At 66.9% G+C, this 17,317-nt stretch carries 14 protein-coding genes and 1 riboswitch; of the genes, 13 read left to right on the forward strand and 1 reads right to left on the reverse strand.

The features are described from left to right. The first annotated feature begins 97 nt into the window (after nucleotides 1-97). The 13 genes from ACFC14_RS11665 to ACFC14_RS11725 all read left to right on the forward strand — a co-directional run bounded on the left by ACFC14_RS11665 (nucleotide 98) and on the right by ACFC14_RS11725 (nucleotide 16,394). A complete protein-coding gene (locus ACFC14_RS11665; protein ID WP_376104480.1) occupies nucleotides 98-1,786 on the forward strand; it encodes an ABC transporter substrate-binding protein in 1,689 nt (562 codons plus the stop codon). Between the two features lie 40 nt (nucleotides 1,787-1,826). Continuing rightward, nucleotides 1,827-2,822, forward strand: a complete 996-nt coding sequence (locus ACFC14_RS11670) for an ABC transporter permease (RefSeq protein WP_376104483.1) — start codon at nucleotides 1,827-1,829, stop codon at nucleotides 2,820-2,822. Further along, a complete protein-coding gene (locus ACFC14_RS11675) occupies nucleotides 2,815-3,801 on the forward strand; it encodes an ABC transporter permease (protein WP_376104486.1) in 987 nt (328 codons plus the stop codon). Before ACFC14_RS11670 ends, ACFC14_RS11675 begins: the two co-directional genes overlap by 8 nt. Beyond that, complete coding sequence (locus ACFC14_RS11680; RefSeq protein WP_376104489.1) at nucleotides 3,798-4,649, forward strand: ABC transporter ATP-binding protein; 852 nt, start codon at nucleotides 3,798-3,800, stop codon at nucleotides 4,647-4,649. The genes ACFC14_RS11675 and ACFC14_RS11680 overlap by 4 nt, the downstream gene beginning before the upstream one ends. Beyond that, nucleotides 4,646-5,524, forward strand: coding sequence for an ABC transporter ATP-binding protein (locus tag ACFC14_RS11685; RefSeq protein ID WP_376104492.1), 879 nt, complete (start codon nucleotides 4,646-4,648; stop codon nucleotides 5,522-5,524). Before ACFC14_RS11680 ends, ACFC14_RS11685 begins: the two co-directional genes overlap by 4 nt. 74 nt (nucleotides 5,525-5,598) lie before the next feature. Further along, a riboswitch (glycine riboswitch) is annotated at nucleotides 5,599-5,693 on the forward strand. A gap of 154 nt (nucleotides 5,694-5,847) precedes the next feature. Next, nucleotides 5,848-7,047: a glycine cleavage system aminomethyltransferase GcvT gene (locus ACFC14_RS11690; RefSeq protein ID WP_376104495.1), complete on the forward strand. Its 1,200-nt coding sequence runs from the start codon at nucleotides 5,848-5,850 to the stop codon at nucleotides 7,045-7,047. Next, a complete protein-coding gene (gene gcvH / locus ACFC14_RS11695) occupies nucleotides 7,044-7,421 on the forward strand; it encodes a glycine cleavage system protein GcvH (RefSeq protein WP_136043559.1) in 378 nt (125 codons plus the stop codon). Before ACFC14_RS11690 ends, gcvH begins: the two co-directional genes overlap by 4 nt. A 61-nt stretch (nucleotides 7,422-7,482) precedes the next feature. Further along, nucleotides 7,483-10,338: an aminomethyl-transferring glycine dehydrogenase gene (gcvP, locus tag ACFC14_RS11700; RefSeq protein WP_376107183.1), complete on the forward strand. Its 2,856-nt coding sequence runs from the start codon at nucleotides 7,483-7,485 to the stop codon at nucleotides 10,336-10,338. Between the two features lie 219 nt (nucleotides 10,339-10,557). Beyond that, nucleotides 10,558-12,192 carry an ABC transporter substrate-binding protein gene (locus ACFC14_RS11705; protein ID WP_376104498.1) on the forward strand — a complete coding sequence of 545 codons (1,635 nt, stop codon included), beginning with the start codon at nucleotides 10,558-10,560 and terminating at the stop codon, nucleotides 12,190-12,192. Between the two features lie 99 nt (nucleotides 12,193-12,291). Continuing rightward, nucleotides 12,292-13,218, forward strand: coding sequence for an ABC transporter permease (locus ACFC14_RS11710; RefSeq protein WP_136043562.1), 927 nt, complete (start codon nucleotides 12,292-12,294; stop codon nucleotides 13,216-13,218). Further along, the gene (locus tag ACFC14_RS11715) at nucleotides 13,211-14,155 is read left to right on the forward strand and encodes an ABC transporter permease (protein WP_136043563.1); all 945 of its coding nucleotides are present in this window, start codon (nucleotides 13,211-13,213) and stop codon (nucleotides 14,153-14,155) included. Before ACFC14_RS11710 ends, ACFC14_RS11715 begins: the two co-directional genes overlap by 8 nt. Next, nucleotides 14,152-15,825, forward strand: coding sequence for a dipeptide ABC transporter ATP-binding protein (locus tag ACFC14_RS11720; protein WP_376104502.1), 1,674 nt, complete (start codon nucleotides 14,152-14,154; stop codon nucleotides 15,823-15,825). The genes ACFC14_RS11715 and ACFC14_RS11720 overlap by 4 nt, the downstream gene beginning before the upstream one ends. 2 nt (nucleotides 15,826-15,827) lie before the next feature. Next, nucleotides 15,828-16,394: a PH domain-containing protein gene (locus tag ACFC14_RS11725; RefSeq protein ID WP_136043565.1), complete on the forward strand. Its 567-nt coding sequence runs from the start codon at nucleotides 15,828-15,830 to the stop codon at nucleotides 16,392-16,394. Between the two features lie 14 nt (nucleotides 16,395-16,408). Here the strand turns inward: ACFC14_RS11725 and ACFC14_RS11730 are convergent, their stop codons facing one another. Further along, nucleotides 16,409-17,215, reverse strand: coding sequence for a CPBP family intramembrane glutamic endopeptidase (locus tag ACFC14_RS11730; protein ID WP_376104505.1), 807 nt, complete (start codon nucleotides 17,213-17,215; stop codon nucleotides 16,409-16,411). Nucleotides 17,216-17,317 lie beyond the last annotated feature (102 nt).

Here is a 17,317-nt window from a genome sequence, read left to right on the forward strand (position 1 = left end):
ATCCGCACCTCCCCGGGCCCACGAACCCCACAGTCGGGGTTCCGCTCCATCCGGAGCGATCCCTCCTGCAGTGCAGCACCGAGAGGAAACAAGAGAAATGATCCGAAACGGAAAGCGCAGAATCGCGCTCACCGCGATCGCCGGAGCATCCGTCCTCGCCATGGGCCTGACCGCCTGCGGCACCGGCGGCGGCGGCGACGACAACGCCGACAGCGACCGCGCCCTTCGCGTCTGGGCCGGCAGCCAGACGCCGATCGCCGCGAACTACAACCCGTTCGCCCCGACCGTGCTCCACGGCGCGCTCGGCCCCATCTACGAGCCGTTGTTCTTCTACAACAAGACGGCTGACACCGAGCCCGTCGGCCTGATCGGCGACACCTTCGAGTACAACGAGGACGGCACGGTGATCACGATCGCCATCAAGCCCGACCTCAAGTGGAGCGACGGCGAGCCCCTCACCGCGGAGGACGTCGCGTTCTCGTTCAAGTACGAGGCGAACAATCCCGAGGGCAACGGCCTGGTCTCCGCTGAGGCCACCGACGACACCACCGTCGTGCTGACGTACTCGTCCGCGCAGTACACGACCGAGTTCCAGCGCCTCGGCTCGACCTACATCCTCCCCAAGCACATCTGGGCGGACGTCAAGGACTTCGCGAACTTCACCAACGAGGAGCCCGTCGGCTCCGGCGCATACGTCGTCGAGAAGACGACCAGCGAGTCGTACACCATCGTCGCGAACGAGAACTTCCGCGACGCCGACAAGCTCGGGGTCAAGAAGGTCCAGTACATCGCGGTCGACAACAACCAGACCGCGCAGGACCTGCTCGCGGCCGGCGAGCTCGACTGGACCGGTATGTTCATCCCGAACCCCGACGACGTGACGGGCAACGGGAAGATCGACTGGATCAACACGCCGCAGGACCCGACCGTGCTGTACACCTGCTCGAACGCAGAGCTCGGCTGCACCGGTCCCCAGACCGACGTCGCCGTGCGTCAGGCCCTCAACCTGGCGATCGACCGCGCCACCATCAAGGACAAGGCGTTCGTCGGGCTCACCGGTGACATCTCGCCCACGTACGCTCTGCTGCCGCGCGACGAGAAGTGGGTCGCGGACCCCGCCAACGAGGTCAGCCCGCAGGAGGCGAACGTCGCCGAGGCCGACGCGATCCTCGAGGCCGCCGGCTACACGAAGGACGGCGACTTCTACGCGAAGGGCGGCGTGCCGCTCGAGCTCACGCTGACCTCGGTCGACGGCTGGACGGACTACAACGACGCCGCCAAGCTGATCGCCGAGCAGGCGGCCGCAGCCGGCATCAAGATCAACGTCTCGACCGTGCAGTGGCAGGAGTTCTCCGACTCCCGTCAGGGTGGAGAGTTCCAGCTCATCGTCGGCGGCATGATCGGCACGTCGGTGGCAGACCCGTTCCAGATCTACCGCGACTGGTTCGGCGGCACCGCTGTGCAGTCGACGAGCCCCGTCGGCACCGAGGTCCCGGCCGGACGCTGGAACTTCAGCCGTTACAACAACCCGACGGTCGATGCTGCGGTGCAGGCTGCGATCAGCACCGATGACGAGGCGGAGAAGAAGGAGCTCTACGGCACGATCCAGACCGAGATCGTCCGTGACCTGCCGTACATCCCGCTCGTGATCAACGCGACCCAGACGTTCTACAACACGAAGGACTTCACGGGTTGGCCGACGGAGGAGGACCTCTACGCCTTCCCGCCGTCCTGGGGTGCGATCGCGGCAGGCTACGTCCTGACGCAGCTGCAGCCGGCCAAGTAGTCGAGAGGAGACGGGAAGCAGGAAGTCAGGAAAGAGTGACATGAAGTTCTATGCACGAAGAATCGGGTTCTACGCGTTCACGCTGTGGGCCGCGATCTCTCTCAACTTCCTGCTTCCCCGTCTCATGCCGGGGAACCCCGCCGACATCATGATCGCCAAGATGCAGCGGGCCGGCGGCGAGATCTCCGAGACGACGATCCGCAACATCAAGCTCCTGCTCGGTGGCGACGACTCCTCGCTCTGGGACCAGTACCTCGCGTACTGGGGCCGCATGTTCCGCGGTGACCTCGGGATCTCGGTCACGAAGTACCCGACGCCGGTGACCGAGCTCATCGCCGGAGCGCTGCCCTGGACCCTCGTCCTGGTCGGCACGGCGACGGTCATCTCGTTCGTCCTCGGCGTCGCCCTCGGCGCGTGGGCCGGATGGAAGCGGGGCACCTGGGTCGACCACGTCATCCCCGCGACCACCGTGCTGCAGTCCATCCCGTACTTCTGGCTGGCGTTGATCCTGGTCTCGATCTTCGCGGTGGGTCTCGGCTGGTTCCCGATCTTCGGGGGCTACGACGTGTTCGACTTCCCCGACGGGCCGGAGCCCACCTGGGCCTTCTTCTCCGACGCGCTCGCGCACTCGCTCCTCCCGGCGATCACGATCGTGATCAGCTCCGTGGGCGGCTGGCTGTTCGGCATGCGCAACATGATGGTGGCCACCCTCGCCGAGGACTACGTCCTCACCGCCGAGGCCAAGGGGCTCCGGCATCGCCGCATCATGACGACCTACGCCGCGAGGAACGCGGCCATCCCGTCGATCGCCGGATTCTCGATCACGCTCGGCTTCGTCGTCTCCGGCTCCATCGTCATGGAGCAGGTGTTCACGTATCCCGGCATCGGCAAGCTGATGTTCCAGGCCGTCACGAACAACGACTATGCACTCATGCAGGGCCTGTTCCTGGTGATCACCATCACGGTGCTCGCCGCCAACTTCTTCATGGACCTCGTCTATGGCTTCATCGACCCGAGGGCGCGCCAGAATGTCTGATCCGCAGAACACCGCCGGTCTCCTGACCGTGGAAGACGCGCCCATGACGGCGCCGGCCAGCACCGTCTCACTCGCCACTCAGAGCCGAGGCCGCAAACGGCGCATCCTGCCGAGCACATCGCCGAAGTTCATCGTCGGCTCGCTCCTCGTGCTCGCGATCGTGCTGTTCGCGATCATCGCGCCGTTCTTCACGCAGAACCCGCGCAGCACGGCCAACCCCGCACTGCAGCCGCCGTCGGCGGAGCACTGGTTGGGCACCACCAAGCTCGGCAACGACATGTTCGCCCAGCTCGCGATCGGTGCTCAGGGATCGCTCATGGTCGGGTTGATCGCCAGCGTGATCGCGATCGTGCTGTCGCTCGTCTTCGGTGTCCTCGCCGGATACCTCGGCGGCTGGCGCGAAGACGGACTCGCCCTCATCACCAACGTGATGATCGTCATCCCCGCCCTGCCGCTGGTCATGGTGATCGCCTCCTTCGTGCCGCAGCGCACCTGGCAGCTGGTCGCGATCTTCCTCGGCATCACCTCCTGGGCCGGGGCCGCCTACGTCCTGCGCCTGCAGACCCGTTCCCTCCGCACCCGCGACTATGTCTACGCCTCGAAGGTGGCAGGCGAGCGATCGCTGCGTGTGATCCTCGTCGAGATCATGCCCAACCTCCTGCCGCTGCTCACGGCGCAGTTCCTCTTCGCCCTGATCTTCGCGATCCTCGGCGAGGCCGGGCTGTCGTACCTGGGACTCGGGCCGACGGACTCGATCACCTGGGGGACCATCCTCAACGATGCGCAGTCCGGTCAGGCTCTCGGACGCGGAGCGTGGTGGTGGTTCGTCCCGCCGGGAATCATGATCGCCATCCTCGGCGCCGGTCTCGCACTGATCAACTTCGCGATCGACGAGGTCATCAACCCGAAGCTGCGCAACGCGCCCGATGCCGCGCGCCGGCTGCGCAAGGCCGCGAAGACCAAGGGGGTCACCGCATGAGCGAGCCGGTGCTGACGGCGCGGAACGTGTCGATCGAATACGAGGTCGACCCGCCGGTGAAGGCCGTGCGCGACGTATCGCTGACGCTGAACCGGGGCGAGATCCTGGGTCTCGCCGGGGAGTCCGGCTGCGGCAAGACGACACTGGCCTATGGCATGAACCGACTCCTGAAGGCGCCTGCGCTGATGACGGGCGGGGAGATCGTCTTCCATGACCGCGATGGTCATGACATCGACATCGTCGGTCTCGACGGCGAGGGCCTGCGGGCATTCCGATGGGACAAGATCTCGATGGTGTTCCAGGGCGCGATGAACTCGCTGAACCCGGTGATCTCCGTCAAGGCGCAGATCTTCGACATCTTCGACACGCACCGTCCCGGCATGAGCAAGAAGGCGAAGACCGCGCGGGCGGAGGAGCTGCTCACCCTGGTCGGTGTCGACCCCAACCGCCTGACGAGCTTCCCTCATGAGCTCTCTGGTGGGATGCGCCAGCGGATGATGATCGCGATGGCACTCGCCCTGGATCCGCAGGTGATGATCATGGACGAGCCCACGACCGCGCTCGACGTGGTCGTGCAGCGAGGGATCATCCGCGAGATCATGCGGCTGCGCGAGAAGCTCGGGTTCGCGGTGATCTTCATCACCCACGACCTGCCCATGCTGATCGAGATCAGTGATCGGATCGCGATCATGCTGCAGGGGCAGATCGTCGAAGAGGGCACGGCGGAGGAGATCTACCGGGCGCCGCAGCACGAATACACGAAGCGACTGCTGTCGAGCTTCCCCTCGCTCAAGGGCGAGCGGGGCGATTTCGTCCGCACCGGTGTCAGCCAGGAGGGCGTCCGATGAGCGCGAACACCACGACCACCACCGGGACGGGCGTGTCGGAGCCGGCGCGGTTGGAGGCACGGAACCTGGTGAAGGACTTCCACCTGCGCTCCGGCTTCAAGTCGAGCGTCCTGCACGCGGTGAAAGACGTGTCCTTCACGATCGAGGCGGGCAAGACGGTCGCCCTGGTCGGCGAATCGGGATCCGGGAAGTCGACCATCGCGCGCATGCTCATGAAGCTGGAGACCCCGACATCCGGGGAGATCCTGCTGGACGGGAAGCCGTCCGGGACCCGCGGTCGCGCCCTGGAGCGCTACCGGGCGGATGTGCAGATGGTGTTCCAGGACCCGTTCGCGTCGCTGAACCCCTTCCACACGATCGTGCATCACCTGGAGCGGCCGATCCGTCTGCACCACCCGGAGCTGTCTCGTGGCGAGGTGCGCGAGCGCGCAGTCGAGCTGCTGGAGCGCGTCCGTCTCATCCCGGGGGAGAGCTACGCGGATCGTCGCCCGCATGAGTTGTCCGGTGGGCAGCGTCAGCGGGTCGCGATCGCGCGGGCACTGGCTCCGGGGGCCCGGTTCATCGTCGCGGACGAGCCGGTATCGATGTTGGATGTGTCGATCCGTCTCGGGGTGTTGAACCTGCTCGCGGATCTGCAGCGCGAAGAGAACCTCGGTGTGCTCTACATCACGCACGACCTGGCGACGGCCCGACACTTCTCGGACGAGATCATGGTGCTCTACAAGGGCGATGTCGTGGAGCGCGGTCCTGCGGACGAGGTCATCCTCAACCCGCAGCACGAGTACACCAAGACGCTCCTCGGAGCCGCACCCGAACCCGACAACCTCGGCCGCCTCCGCGACGAGGTGCGGGCCGAGCTCGGCATCGCGCACTGACGGACCGATCCACCGTCGTCTCGGTGCGCAGGAGGGGACCGGCTAGACTTGCAGCACAACTGAAGACAGGCCGAATGAACCACGCGGGAGAGCCCCGGCGAACGCAGCCGGGCACCGAAGGAGCAAGCCTCCCCGCCAATCTCTCAGGTACGCGTACCGCGCGGTTCCGGCCACTCTGAAAAGCGATCCCGCGAGACTGCGGATCCGCCGACGGTGAAAACCCCGCCTCCGTGCACGGGTGAAGCTCTCAGGCCTATGACAGAGGGGGAGTTCCGAGGAGCGGCGATGCCGCCGTTCCGCCCGTCACCGCCCGGGAGAACTCCATGTCCGACCCCCGCTACACTCCGCTGCGTGAGCGCCATGAGGCGCTCGGCGCGTCGTTCACAGACTTCGGCGGCTGGCAGATGCCGGTGCGCTACACCTCCGACCTCGCCGAGCACCACGCCGTACGGCAGGCCGCCGGCCTCTTCGACATCTCGCACATGGCGGAATTCCTCGTCACGGGCGAGAAGGCCGCCGAATTCCTCGATTTCGCACTCGCCGGCCGCATCTCCGCGATGCCGGTGGGTAAAGCGAAGTACTCGCTGATGCTGGCCGCGAACGGCGGCATCGTCGACGACGTGATCGCGTACCGGCTGGCGGACGACCGCTACCTCGTGATCGCGAACGCCGGCAACCGGGGCTTCGTGGATTCCGCGTTCGCGAAGCGCGTGCGCGACTTCCCTTCGCTCGTCGAGCGCGAGCAGCCGCCGCTCACGCCGGGGGAGGACCGCACCTTCGCCGGTTTCCTCGGTGATCGCGGCGTCGATGTGGAAGATGTATCGGACTCGTACGCGCTGCTCGCCGTGCAGGGTCCCGCTGCGGAGACGATCCTCGAAGCGACCTCCGGCATCACCGAGCTGAGCACGCCCTGGCCAGATCAGAAGTATTACGCCTGGGCCGACGGACGCTTCCTCGGTGAGTCCCTGCTCATCGCCCGCACGGGATACACGGGCGAGGACGGCTTCGAACTGCTCGTCTCGGCGGCGGACGCGCCCGCACTGTGGGATGCGCTGATCGCGGCCGGCGAACCGCACGGTCTCGTGCCCGCCGGCCTCGCGGCGCGCGACACCCTCCGTCTCGAGGCGGGCATGCCGCTGTACGGGCACGAGCTGAGCCTCGACACGCTGCCGGCACAGGCCGGACTCGGACGCGTGGTCGTCACCGCGAAGGACGAGTTCGTCGGCAAGGAGGCGCTCGTCGCCGGCGAGCAGGCCGGAGTCTCTGCTGCCCCCGTGCTGGTCGGCCTCGTCGCCGAGGGCAAGCGCGCCGGCCGTGCCGGCTACGCCGTCGTCGACGCGGAGGGGGAGAAGCTCGGCGAGATCACCAGCGGAGCCCTCAGCCCGACTCTCGGCCATCCGATCGCGATGGCCTACGTGCATCCTTCTTCCGCTGAAGAGGGAACCGCAGTATTCCTTGATGTGCGGGGGACGAAGATCCCCGCGACCGTGACCGCCCTGCCTTTCTATCGGAGGACCAAATGACCGACCTCGCCGCCCTCAGCTACACCGAAGAGCACGAGTGGATCGCCGCCGACGGCGACACCGTGACCATCGGCATCACCGACTACGCCGCCGAGAAGCTGGGTGACGTCGTGTTCGTCGAGCTCCCCGCCGTCGGCACCGAGGTCACCGCCGGCTCGGTTGTGGGAGAGATCGAGTCCACGAAGTCGGTGGGCGAGCTCTACGCGCCGGTCACCGGCACGGTCGTCGAGATCAACGACGCGGCCGTCGACGACCCGTCGCTCGTCAACGCGGCACCGTTCGAGGGCGGCTGGCTGCTCAAGGTCTCCGTCGCCGCCGGTGCGCTTGACGGACTGCTCGACCGCGACGCCTACGTCGCGCTGACGGAGGGCTGATCCACCAGTGGTCACTTTCGCCGATCGTCACATCGGACCCACGGATGCCGCGCAGCGCACGATGCTCGACGCCCTCGGTCTCGACACCGCCGGAGCGGACGACGCGCTGAGCCCGGTCGAGGCGCTGATGCGTCAGGCCGTGCCGGCGTCGATCTACACCGGCCCGTCTCCCGAGGCCGATGGGGCGACGCCGTCGCGCATCCCTGCGGCAGCGAGCGAGACCGAAGCGCTCGCGGAGCTGCGGACCCTCGCGTCGCGCAATGCCGTGAACCGCCCGATGATCGGCCTCGGCTACTACGGGACCATCACGCCGCAGGTGATCCAGCGCAACGTGCTGGAGAACCCGTCCTGGTACACGGCGTACACGCCCTACCAGCCGGAGATCTCGCAGGGCCGCCTCGAGGCGCTCATCAACTTCCAGACCATGGTCGCCGAGCTCACCGGACTCACCACGGCCAATGCGTCGATGCTCGACGAGTCCACCGCGGTCGTCGAGGGCATGCTGCTCGCACGCCGCGCCTCGAAGTCGTCCTCGAACGTGTTCGCCGTCGACGCCGACGCCCTGCCGCAGACGAGGGCGATGCTCGCGACCCGCGCGGAAGCCCTCGGGATCGAGCTCGTGTCCGTCGACTTCGCCGCGGGAGAGGAGCTGCCCGGGGATCTCTTCGGTGTCTTCGTCCAGTACCCGGGCGCATCGGGTCGGGTCTGGGACCCGTCGGCCGTCTTCGACGCCGTGCACCTCGCTGGCGGACTGGCCGTCGCGGCGGCCGACCTGCTCGCGCTCACACTGATCTCCTCGCCCGGCTCGCTCGGCGCCGATGTGGCGGTCGGCACGACGCAGCGCTTCGGTGTGCCGATGGGCTTCGGAGGACCGCACGCCGGCTACATGGCCGTCCGCTCGGGCCTCGAGCGGCAGCTGCCCGGGCGTCTCGTCGGGGTGTCGGTGGATGCCGACGGCAAGCCCGCGTACCGCCTCTCGCTGCAGACGCGCGAACAGCACATCCGCCGTGAGAAGGCCACGTCGAACATCTGCACCGCCCAGGTGCTGCTGGCGGTGATGGCATCGATGTACGCGGTCTATCACGGCCCCGACGGGCTCCGCGAGATCGCGACCCAGACGACCGCGAAGGCCGCGCTGCTGCGCGACTGGCTGACCGAGGCCGGCGTCGAGATCGTGCACGCGAACTTCTTCGACACCCTGCAGGTGCGCGTGCCCGGCCGTGCCGTCGAGTACGCCGCGCAGGCACACGACGGCTACGGCATCCTGCTGCACGTCGCAGACGCCGACACGGTCGGCATCGCGGTGGACGAGACCACCACGCTCGGCGAACTGCACCAGGTCGCCATGGTCTTCGGCGGCAAGAACGAGCGGGCGTTCGGCCTCTTCGGCAACGAGAAGCTGCGGGCGCTCCCTGAAGACCTGCGGCGCCAGGACGAGTACCTCACACACCCCGTGTTCCAAGCGCACCGCTCGGAGACCGCCATGATGCGGTACCTGAAGAGCCTCGCCGACCGCGACTACGCGCTCGACCGCGGCATGATCCCGCTGGGTTCCTGCACGATGAAGCTCAACGCGGCCACCGAGATGGCGGCGATCACGTGGCCCGAGTTCGCGGGCATCCACCCGTTCGCTCCGGCGGCCGATGTGCAGGGTTACCTCGAGCTCATCGATCAGCTCGAGGGCTGGCTCGCCGAGGTCACCGGGTACGACGCGGTTTCGCTGCAGCCGAACGCAGGCTCGCAGGGTGAGCTCGCGGGTCTGCTCGCGATCCGCGGCTACCACCACGCGAACGGCGATCAGCACCGCACGGTCTGCCTGATCCCGTCTTCGGCGCACGGCACGAACGCCGCATCGGCCGTCCTCGCCGGCATGAAGGTCGTGGTCGTCGCGACCGATGAACTCGGCAACGTCGACCTCGACGATCTGCGCGCGAAGATCGACCAGCATGCCGACGATCTGTCCGCTTTGATGATCACGTACCCCTCCACGCACGGCGTGTACGAGGAGCAGGTGGTCGAGATCACCGCGGCCGTGCACGACGCGGGCGGGCAGGTCTACGTCGACGGCGCGAACCTCAACGCTCTGCTCGGCTACGCGCGCTTCGGCGACCTGGGCGGCGACGTCTCGCACCTCAACCTGCACAAGACGTTCGCGATCCCGCACGGCGGCGGCGGCCCCGGCATCGGTCCGGTGGCGGCGAAGTCGCACCTCGCCCCGTTCCTGCCCTCGCACCCGCTCGCCCAGAGCACGGAGCACTTCGGCGGGTACACGTTCGAGGGCGGTGTGATCTCCGCTGCTCCCTACGGCTCTGCCGGGATCCTGCCGATCTCATGGGCGTACGTGCGGATGATGGGCGCCGACGGACTCCGCCGCGCCACCGCGGCAGCTGTCCTCTCCGCGAACTACATGGCAGAGCGGCTCGGCTCCCACTTCCCGGTGCTCTACACGGGCGAGAACGGGCGGGTGGCGCACGAGTGCATCCTCGACCTGCGTCCACTCAAGGAGGCGACCGGCATCACGGTCGACGACGTGGCCAAGCGCCTCATCGATTACGGCTTCCATGCCCCGACCATGTCGTTCCCGGTCGCGGGCACGCTCATGGTCGAGCCGACCGAGTCGGAGGACCTCGACGAGATCGAGCGCTTCATCGAAGCCATGGTGATGATCAAGGCCGAGGCGGAAGCCGTCGCCGCCGGTCGCTGGCCGGCCGACGACAACCCGCTCGTGCACGCGCCCCACACGGCGGTCTCGCTGATCGCGGGGGAGTGGAACCACGCGTACTCGCGAGAAGAGGCCGCGTACCCGGTGCGCGCCCTCGTCGCGGGCAAGTACTGGCCGCCGGTGCGTCGCATCGACCAGGCGTACGGAGACCGCAACCTGGTCTGTGCGTGCCCTCCGGTGGAGGCATTCGCCTGAGCCTCGTGCTCATGTGAGCAGACGGTGCTGCGCCCCTGTTGAGGGGCGCAGCACCGTCTCGTATTTCCCGGTGTTTCAGCCTTGTTACGTATGGTCACCACTCAGTAACAGTTCGTTAGCTGAGGGCGGGCGCGACGCGGGTGCGGGTTACTCTCGACTATCCCTACGCGTTCAACGATGAGCGCGCAGTCTGAGTAATAGTCCACAGGAGGACACAAAGTGAAGCGCAACAAGATCGCCCTTGCGGGCTCCGCGTTGTTCGTGATCGGCGCCCTGACGCTCGCGGGCTGCGCGAGTGGTGGCGGCAACGAGGGCACGGAGGAAACCCCTTCCGGTGACCCGACGGCAGTGATCTCGGTCAACAACACCGAGCCCCAGAACCCGCTGATCCCGACGAACACCAACGAGGTCGGTGGCGGCCTCGTCCTCCAGAGCATCTTCGCCGGTCTCGTGTACTACGACGCCGAGGGCGCCGTGCACAACGACCTCGCAGAGTCGATCGAGACCGACGACGCGCAGACCTACACGATCAAGATCAAGGCCGACCAGAAGTTCGCGAACGGCGACCCGGTCGACGCCGAGTCGTTCGTCAAGGCCTGGAACTACGGTTCGGCGCTCGACAACAAGCAGCTCTCGAGCTACTTCTTCGAGTCCATCGAGGGCTTCTCCTATGACGAGAACGTCCCGGAGCTCTCCGGCCTCGAGGTCGTCGACGACCTGACCTTCACGGTCAAGCTCAAGCAGCCGGAGTCCGACTTCCCGCTGCGTCTCGGCTACACCGCGTTCTTCCCGCTGCCGGCTTCGGCTTGGGAAGACCTTGCGGCCTTCGGCGAGAACCCGGTCGGCAACGGTCCGTACGTCTTCGCCGAAGAGGGCGCCTGGAAGCACAACGAGAGCATCGAGCTCGTCAAGAACGAGGACTACACCGGTCCTCGTGAGGCACAGAACGGTGGCGTCGACATGAAGCTCTACGCCAGCACCGAGGCGGCGTACGCCGACCTCCAGGGTGGCGACCTCGACATCATCCAGGAGATCCCGGACACGGCGCTCCAGACCTTCGAGACCGACTTCCCGGACCGCACGGTGAACCAGCCGGCCGCCGCGAACGCCACCATCACCATCCCGGAGCGCCTCGAGCACTTCAGCGGTGAAGAGGGCCAGCTGCGCCGTGCGGCGATCTCGCACGCGATCAACCGCGAAGAGATCACGGATGTGGTCTTCAGCGGCACGCGCACGCCGATGAAGGACTTCACCTCTCCGGTGATCGACGGCTACTCCGAGGACATCCCCGGATCCGAGGTGCTCGACTTCGACGCCGACAAGGCGAAGGAGCTGTGGGCCGAGGCCGACGCCATCGCCCCGTGGACCGGTTCGTTCCAGATCCAGTACAACGCCGACGGCCCCAACCAGGGCTGGGTCGACGCCATCGCCAACCAGCTGAAGAACAACCTCGGCATCGAGGCATCGGGCAACCCGATCCCGACCTTCGCCGAGCACCGGACGCTGATCACCGAGGACCAGACGCAGACCGCCTTCCGCACCGGATGGCAGTTCGACTACCCGTCGATGTTCAACGGTCTCGGCCCGATCTTCGGTACCGGCGCGGGCTCGAACGACGGCGACTACTCGAACCCCGAGTTCGACGCACTCCTCGATGAGGGCGCGGCAGCGGCGGATGTCGAAGAGGGCATCACGAAGTTCCAGGAGGCGCAGGAGATCCTCTTCCAGGACCTGCCCGCCATCCCGCTCTGGTACACCAACGCCATGGGCGCCTGGGGCGAGTCGGTCGAGAACGTCCAGTTCGGATGGGACACCTGGCCGATCCTCTACCAGGTCACGAAGGACGGCGAGTAAGCCTGACGGCACTCACCTGTGAGGCGGTGACGATTCTTCGTCACCGCCTCACAGGCTGTGTTCGTCACGCTCTACCGCCCTCTCGTTACAGGACTACCGATGTTCGGCTATATCGTCAGACGTCTCCTGCAGGTCATCCCGGTCTTCTTCGGGGCCACCCTGCTCATCTACTTCCTCGTCTTCGCCATGCCAGGCGACCCGATCCTCGCCCTGTTCGGCGACCGCACCCCGAACCCTGCGGTCGTGGAGCAGCTCCGTGAGCAATACCACCTGAACGACCCGTTCCTGGTGCAGTACTGGTACTACATCACGGGCGTGTTCCAGGGCGACCTCGGAAACACCTTCTCCGGCCGCCCGGTCTCGGAGGTGCTCGCAGAGACCCTTCCCGTCACGGGCCGTCTCGCGGTCATGGCGATCGCCATCGAGTTCGTGCTCGCGATCATCATCGGCACGATCTCGGCGCTGCGCAAGGGCAAGATCTTCGACCACACGATGCTCATGGTCGCGCTCATCGCGATCGCGATCCCGATCTTCGTCGTGGCATTCCTCGCGCAGTACTTCCTCGCGATCAAGCTCGGCTGGTTCAAGCCGACCGTGGGTGCCGACAACGACTGGGGCGGATTGTGGCTGCCCGCCCTGGTTCTCGGCTTCAGTCTCTATGCCGTGAGCATGCGACTCATGCGCAGCTCCGTGATCGACACGCTCAATCAGGACTGGGTGCGCACCGCGTACAGCAAGGGCCTCTCGCGAGGCCGGGTGATCCCGGTGCACGTGCTGCGCAACTCGCTGATCCCGGTCATCACGAACTCGGCCACCAACTTCGGTGTGCTGCTCGTGGGCGCGACCGTGACCGAGGGTATCTTCAACGTCCCCGGCGTCGGCAACACCCTCTATCAGGCCGCGATCCGCAACGAGGGCCCCACCGTGGTCTCCTTCGTCACCGTGTTCGTGATCCTGTACGTCCTGGTCAACCTCGTCATCGACCTGCTCTACGGTCTTCTCGACCCAAGGATCCGTTATGCCTGACCCCACTACGCACAATCACTTCGTCGCGCCGGTCGAGACGGAGACCATCGCCGTCGACGCCGTGCGCATCGCCGAGAAGCCGCGCAACCTCTGGCGCGACGCGTGGGCCGACCTGCGGCGTCGTCCGCTGTTCTGGTTCTCCGTCGTGCTCGCACTGGTCTTCATCCTGATGGCCGTGTGGCCCTCGCTGTTCACCTCGACTCCTCCGGACAGCAACTGCCAGCTGTCGAACAGCAACGGTGGTCCCACGGAGGGACACCCGCTGGGGTTCACGTTCCAGGGCTGCGACATCTACTCGCGGATCGTGTGGGGCGCCCAGACCTCGCTCTCCGTCGGTCTGCTGGCCACGGCGATCGGCTCGATCCTGGGGCTCATCATGGGGGCGCTCGCCGGGTTCTACGGCGGCTGGCTCGACTCGCTGCTGTCGCGCATCGGTGACATCTTCTTCGCCATTCCCTACATCCTCGCGGCCGTGGTCGTGATGACGGTCTTCTCGCAGTACCGGTCCGTCCCGGTGCTCGCACTGGCGATCGGAGGGTTCGCGTGGGCATCGACAGCGCGAGTCGTGCGTGCGGAGGTGTTGAGAGTCAGGCAATCCGACTTCGTCGTCGCCTCCCGGGCGCTCGGACGGTCCAAGTTCGGCACACTCGTCGGACACGTGATCCCCAACGCTCTCGCGCCGCTGCTCGTGGTGTCGACGTTGGCCCTCGCCGCCTCGATCGTCGCCGAGGCGACTCTGTCGTTCCTCGGCGTCGGGCTCGGTGGCACGGTGATGTCCTGGGGCAATGACATCAGTGCGGCGCAGTCGTCGCTCCGGGTGGCGCCCATGGCGCTCATCTATCCGTCGATCGCGCTCACGCTCGCCGTGCTCGCGTTCGTGACCCTCGGCGAGCTCATCCGAGACGCCATCGATCCGAGAGCGAGGGCACGGCGATGAACGAACGTGAAACCGCGCGAGTTCCACTCCTGAGCGTGCGCGACCTGAAGGTCGCGTTCCGTACGCAGGAGGGGGACCGCGAAGTCCTACACGGGGCGAACTTCGATATCTTCCCCGGGGAGACCGTCGCGATCGTGGGCGAGTCGGGGTCCGGTAAGTCCACGACGGCGAGCGCCATCGTGAACCTGCTGCCGGGCACGGGAACCATCACGGGCGGATCGATCACGCTCGACGGACGCGAGCTGACGACGCTCGGACGTCGGGAGATCGAGGCCATCCGTGGCCGCGAGATCGGCTTCGTCCCCCAGGACCCGATGTCGAACCTCAACCCGGTGTGGAGCATCGGCTTCCAGGTGAAGGAGGCGATCCGCGCCAACGGGATCGCGCGCGGCCGGGATGCCGTCAAGAAGCGGACCGTCGAGGTGCTGCAGCAGGCGGGTCTGGCCGACGCCGAGCGGCGCCTGCATCAGTTCCCGCATCAGTTCTCGGGCGGAATGCGTCAGCGCGCGCTGATCGGGATCGGCCTCGCGGCCGACCCGAAGCTCCTCATCGCGGACGAGCCGACCTCGGCACTCGATGTCACGGTGCAGCGCGTCATCCTCGACCACATGGCCACTCTCACGCGGGACAAGGGCACCTCGGTGCTCCTGATCACGCACGACCTCGGTCTCGCGGCCGAACGTGCGGAGAAGATCATCGTGATGAGCAACGGCAACATCGTCGAAGCCGGCCCGAGCAGGCAGATCCTCGAGAACCCGCAGCATCCGTACACCAAGCGCCTGGTGGGAGTGGCTCCCAGTGTGGCGTCGCAGCGCATTCAGGCCGTGGTCGAGGATCGCGGCATCGAGACGCTCGAGGACCTGGCCGACATCCCGCCCACCGTGCGGGTCGCGGGTCTGACGAAGGACTACAAGATCCGCCAGGGGAACTTCCGCAGTGAAGCGTTCCGTGCGGTGGACGATGTGACCTTCGACATCCCTCGCGGCAAGACCCTCGCCCTGGTCGGGGAGTCGGGATCGGGCAAGTCCACCGTCGCGAAGATGCTGCTGAAGCTCGAAGAGCCCACCAGCGGCACGATCGAGATCGACGGTCAGGATGTGTCGAAGCTGTCCAACGCCCAGGCGTTCGGACTGCGTCGCCGCATGCAGCCCGTGTTCCAGGATCCGTATGGGTCGCTCGATCCGCTCCGCAACATCGGGAACACCATCTCGCAGCCCCTGCAGATCCACAATGTGGGCGATCGCGCCTCGCAGCGCGCCCGCGTCGAGGAGCTCCTCGATCAGGTGGCTCTGCCGAGGGCGCTCGCCACCCGGTATCCGAACGAGCTCTCGGGTGGTCAGCGGCAGCGAGTCGCGATCGCGCGTGCGCTCGCGCTCAAGCCGGACATCGTCGTCCTCGACGAGGCCGTGTCGGCGCTCGACGTGCTGGTGCAGGACCAGATCCTGCAGCTGCTCGCCGACCTGCAGTCGGAGCTGAACCTCACGTATCTGTTCATCACCCACGACCTCGCGGTCGTTCGGGTGTCGAGCGACCTCGTGTGCGTCATGGAGCGCGGAAGGGTCGTCGAGCAGGGCACTGTCGACGAGATCTTCGCCAATCCGCAGCAGGAGTACACCGATCGCCTCCTCAAGGCGATCCCGGGAGCATCGATCCCGCTCGGCGGACGCTGACAGTGTCGAACGACTCAGGGCCGGGAGCCGCACGGACGTTCCGTGCGGCTTCCGGTCCCGTGTTCCTGATCGGCTGCGGGCTGCTGGCGCTGTTCCTGCTCGGCGATGCCGTGCTGCGCGCCGGCTGGGGGCAGACGCTGCTGCTCGCCCCCTGGATCCTTCTCGCGCTCTGGGTCGTCTACGAGGTCGCTTTCGTCTCCTTCGTCCGCATCGACGACGCGGGTGGCACCGTGCAGAACATGCTGCGGCGCACGACCTTCGGGTGGAGCCGCGTGCGGGATGTCGACCTGAAGTGGCAGCTCGTGTTCTCGCTCGATGACGGCTCCGACATCACCTGCTACGGAGGTCCCGCTCGCGCGCGACAACCGCGTGCCCGCGCCGGCAGGGATGAGGAGCCGAAGGCCCCGACGGGTCTGCGGGACATGACCGCGATCCGCGACCGGTGGGAGAGTGCCTCCGCCACGGCGGACGCCCCGATCCGCCGCAGTTGGGACCTTCCTGCCCTCATCGCGCTCGGTGCGATCGTCGTGTGGGCCGTGCTGGCCGTGCTCGTGGCCAACGCGGGCTGACCGCGAACCTCCGCTCAGCCCGGCAGCCCGAACAGGTCGGGCCACATCGCCGCCGCCCACGGGTAGCCCACGAACGCGGCGGCATCGATCAGGAAGTGCGCCACCAGGAACGGCATCAGGCGTCCTGATCGCTGATACAGCCAGCCGAACAGCAGCCCCATGGCGAGATTCCCGAAGAACGCGGGATAGCCCTGGTAGAGGTGGTAGCTGGCGCGCAGAACAGATGTGCCGATGATGATCGACCACGGTCCCCAGCCGAGTTGCTTCAGCCGGGTGAAGAGATAGCCGAGCAGGACGAACTCCTCTTGCAGGGAGGCGCGTGCCGCGGCGAGCAGCAGCACGGGCACCGTCCACCAGTACGCGTCGATGCCGGCGGGGTCGATCGCGACGGTCATCCCGAGCGCGCGGCCGGCGAGGTAGAGACCGATTCCGGGCACACCGATCGCCAGGACCAGCAGGATGCCGCGGCCGACATCGCGCCCCGTCCGGGTGCCGTCGAGCCCCAGACGTCCTAGATGTGGACGATGTGACTGCCAGAGCAGGAAGCACACCAGCAGCACGGGGACGAGGGAGAACCCGATCGCGAGCACCTGGTAGATGAGGTCGAAGACCTCCCGGTCGCTGCGGGAGGGATTCAGCTTCGCGACCTGATCGGCGATCGGGATCTCGTCCGTGAGGCGGTAGGCGAGCTGCACGATCGCGTACACGGCGGACTGGCCGAGCCCGAGCGCCAGGACGATCGCGATCTCCCACCACAGCCGTGCGCGGGAGGGCGCGGGGGAGAGGTCGGGAAGTTCTCCGGAGGCCTGCGGTCGGGTCACGATCTCGATGCTACGACCTGTTTTCAGGAACACGCCCTGAGCTTGCGTTATCCTGGAACGTCGGCTTCCCGGCGAAACCCCACACTCTTTTAGGACACCTGC

The organism is Microbacterium sp. NPDC055988 (assembly GCF_042269505.1).
Classification (GTDB): Bacteria; Actinomycetota; Actinomycetes; order Actinomycetales; family Microbacteriaceae; genus Microbacterium.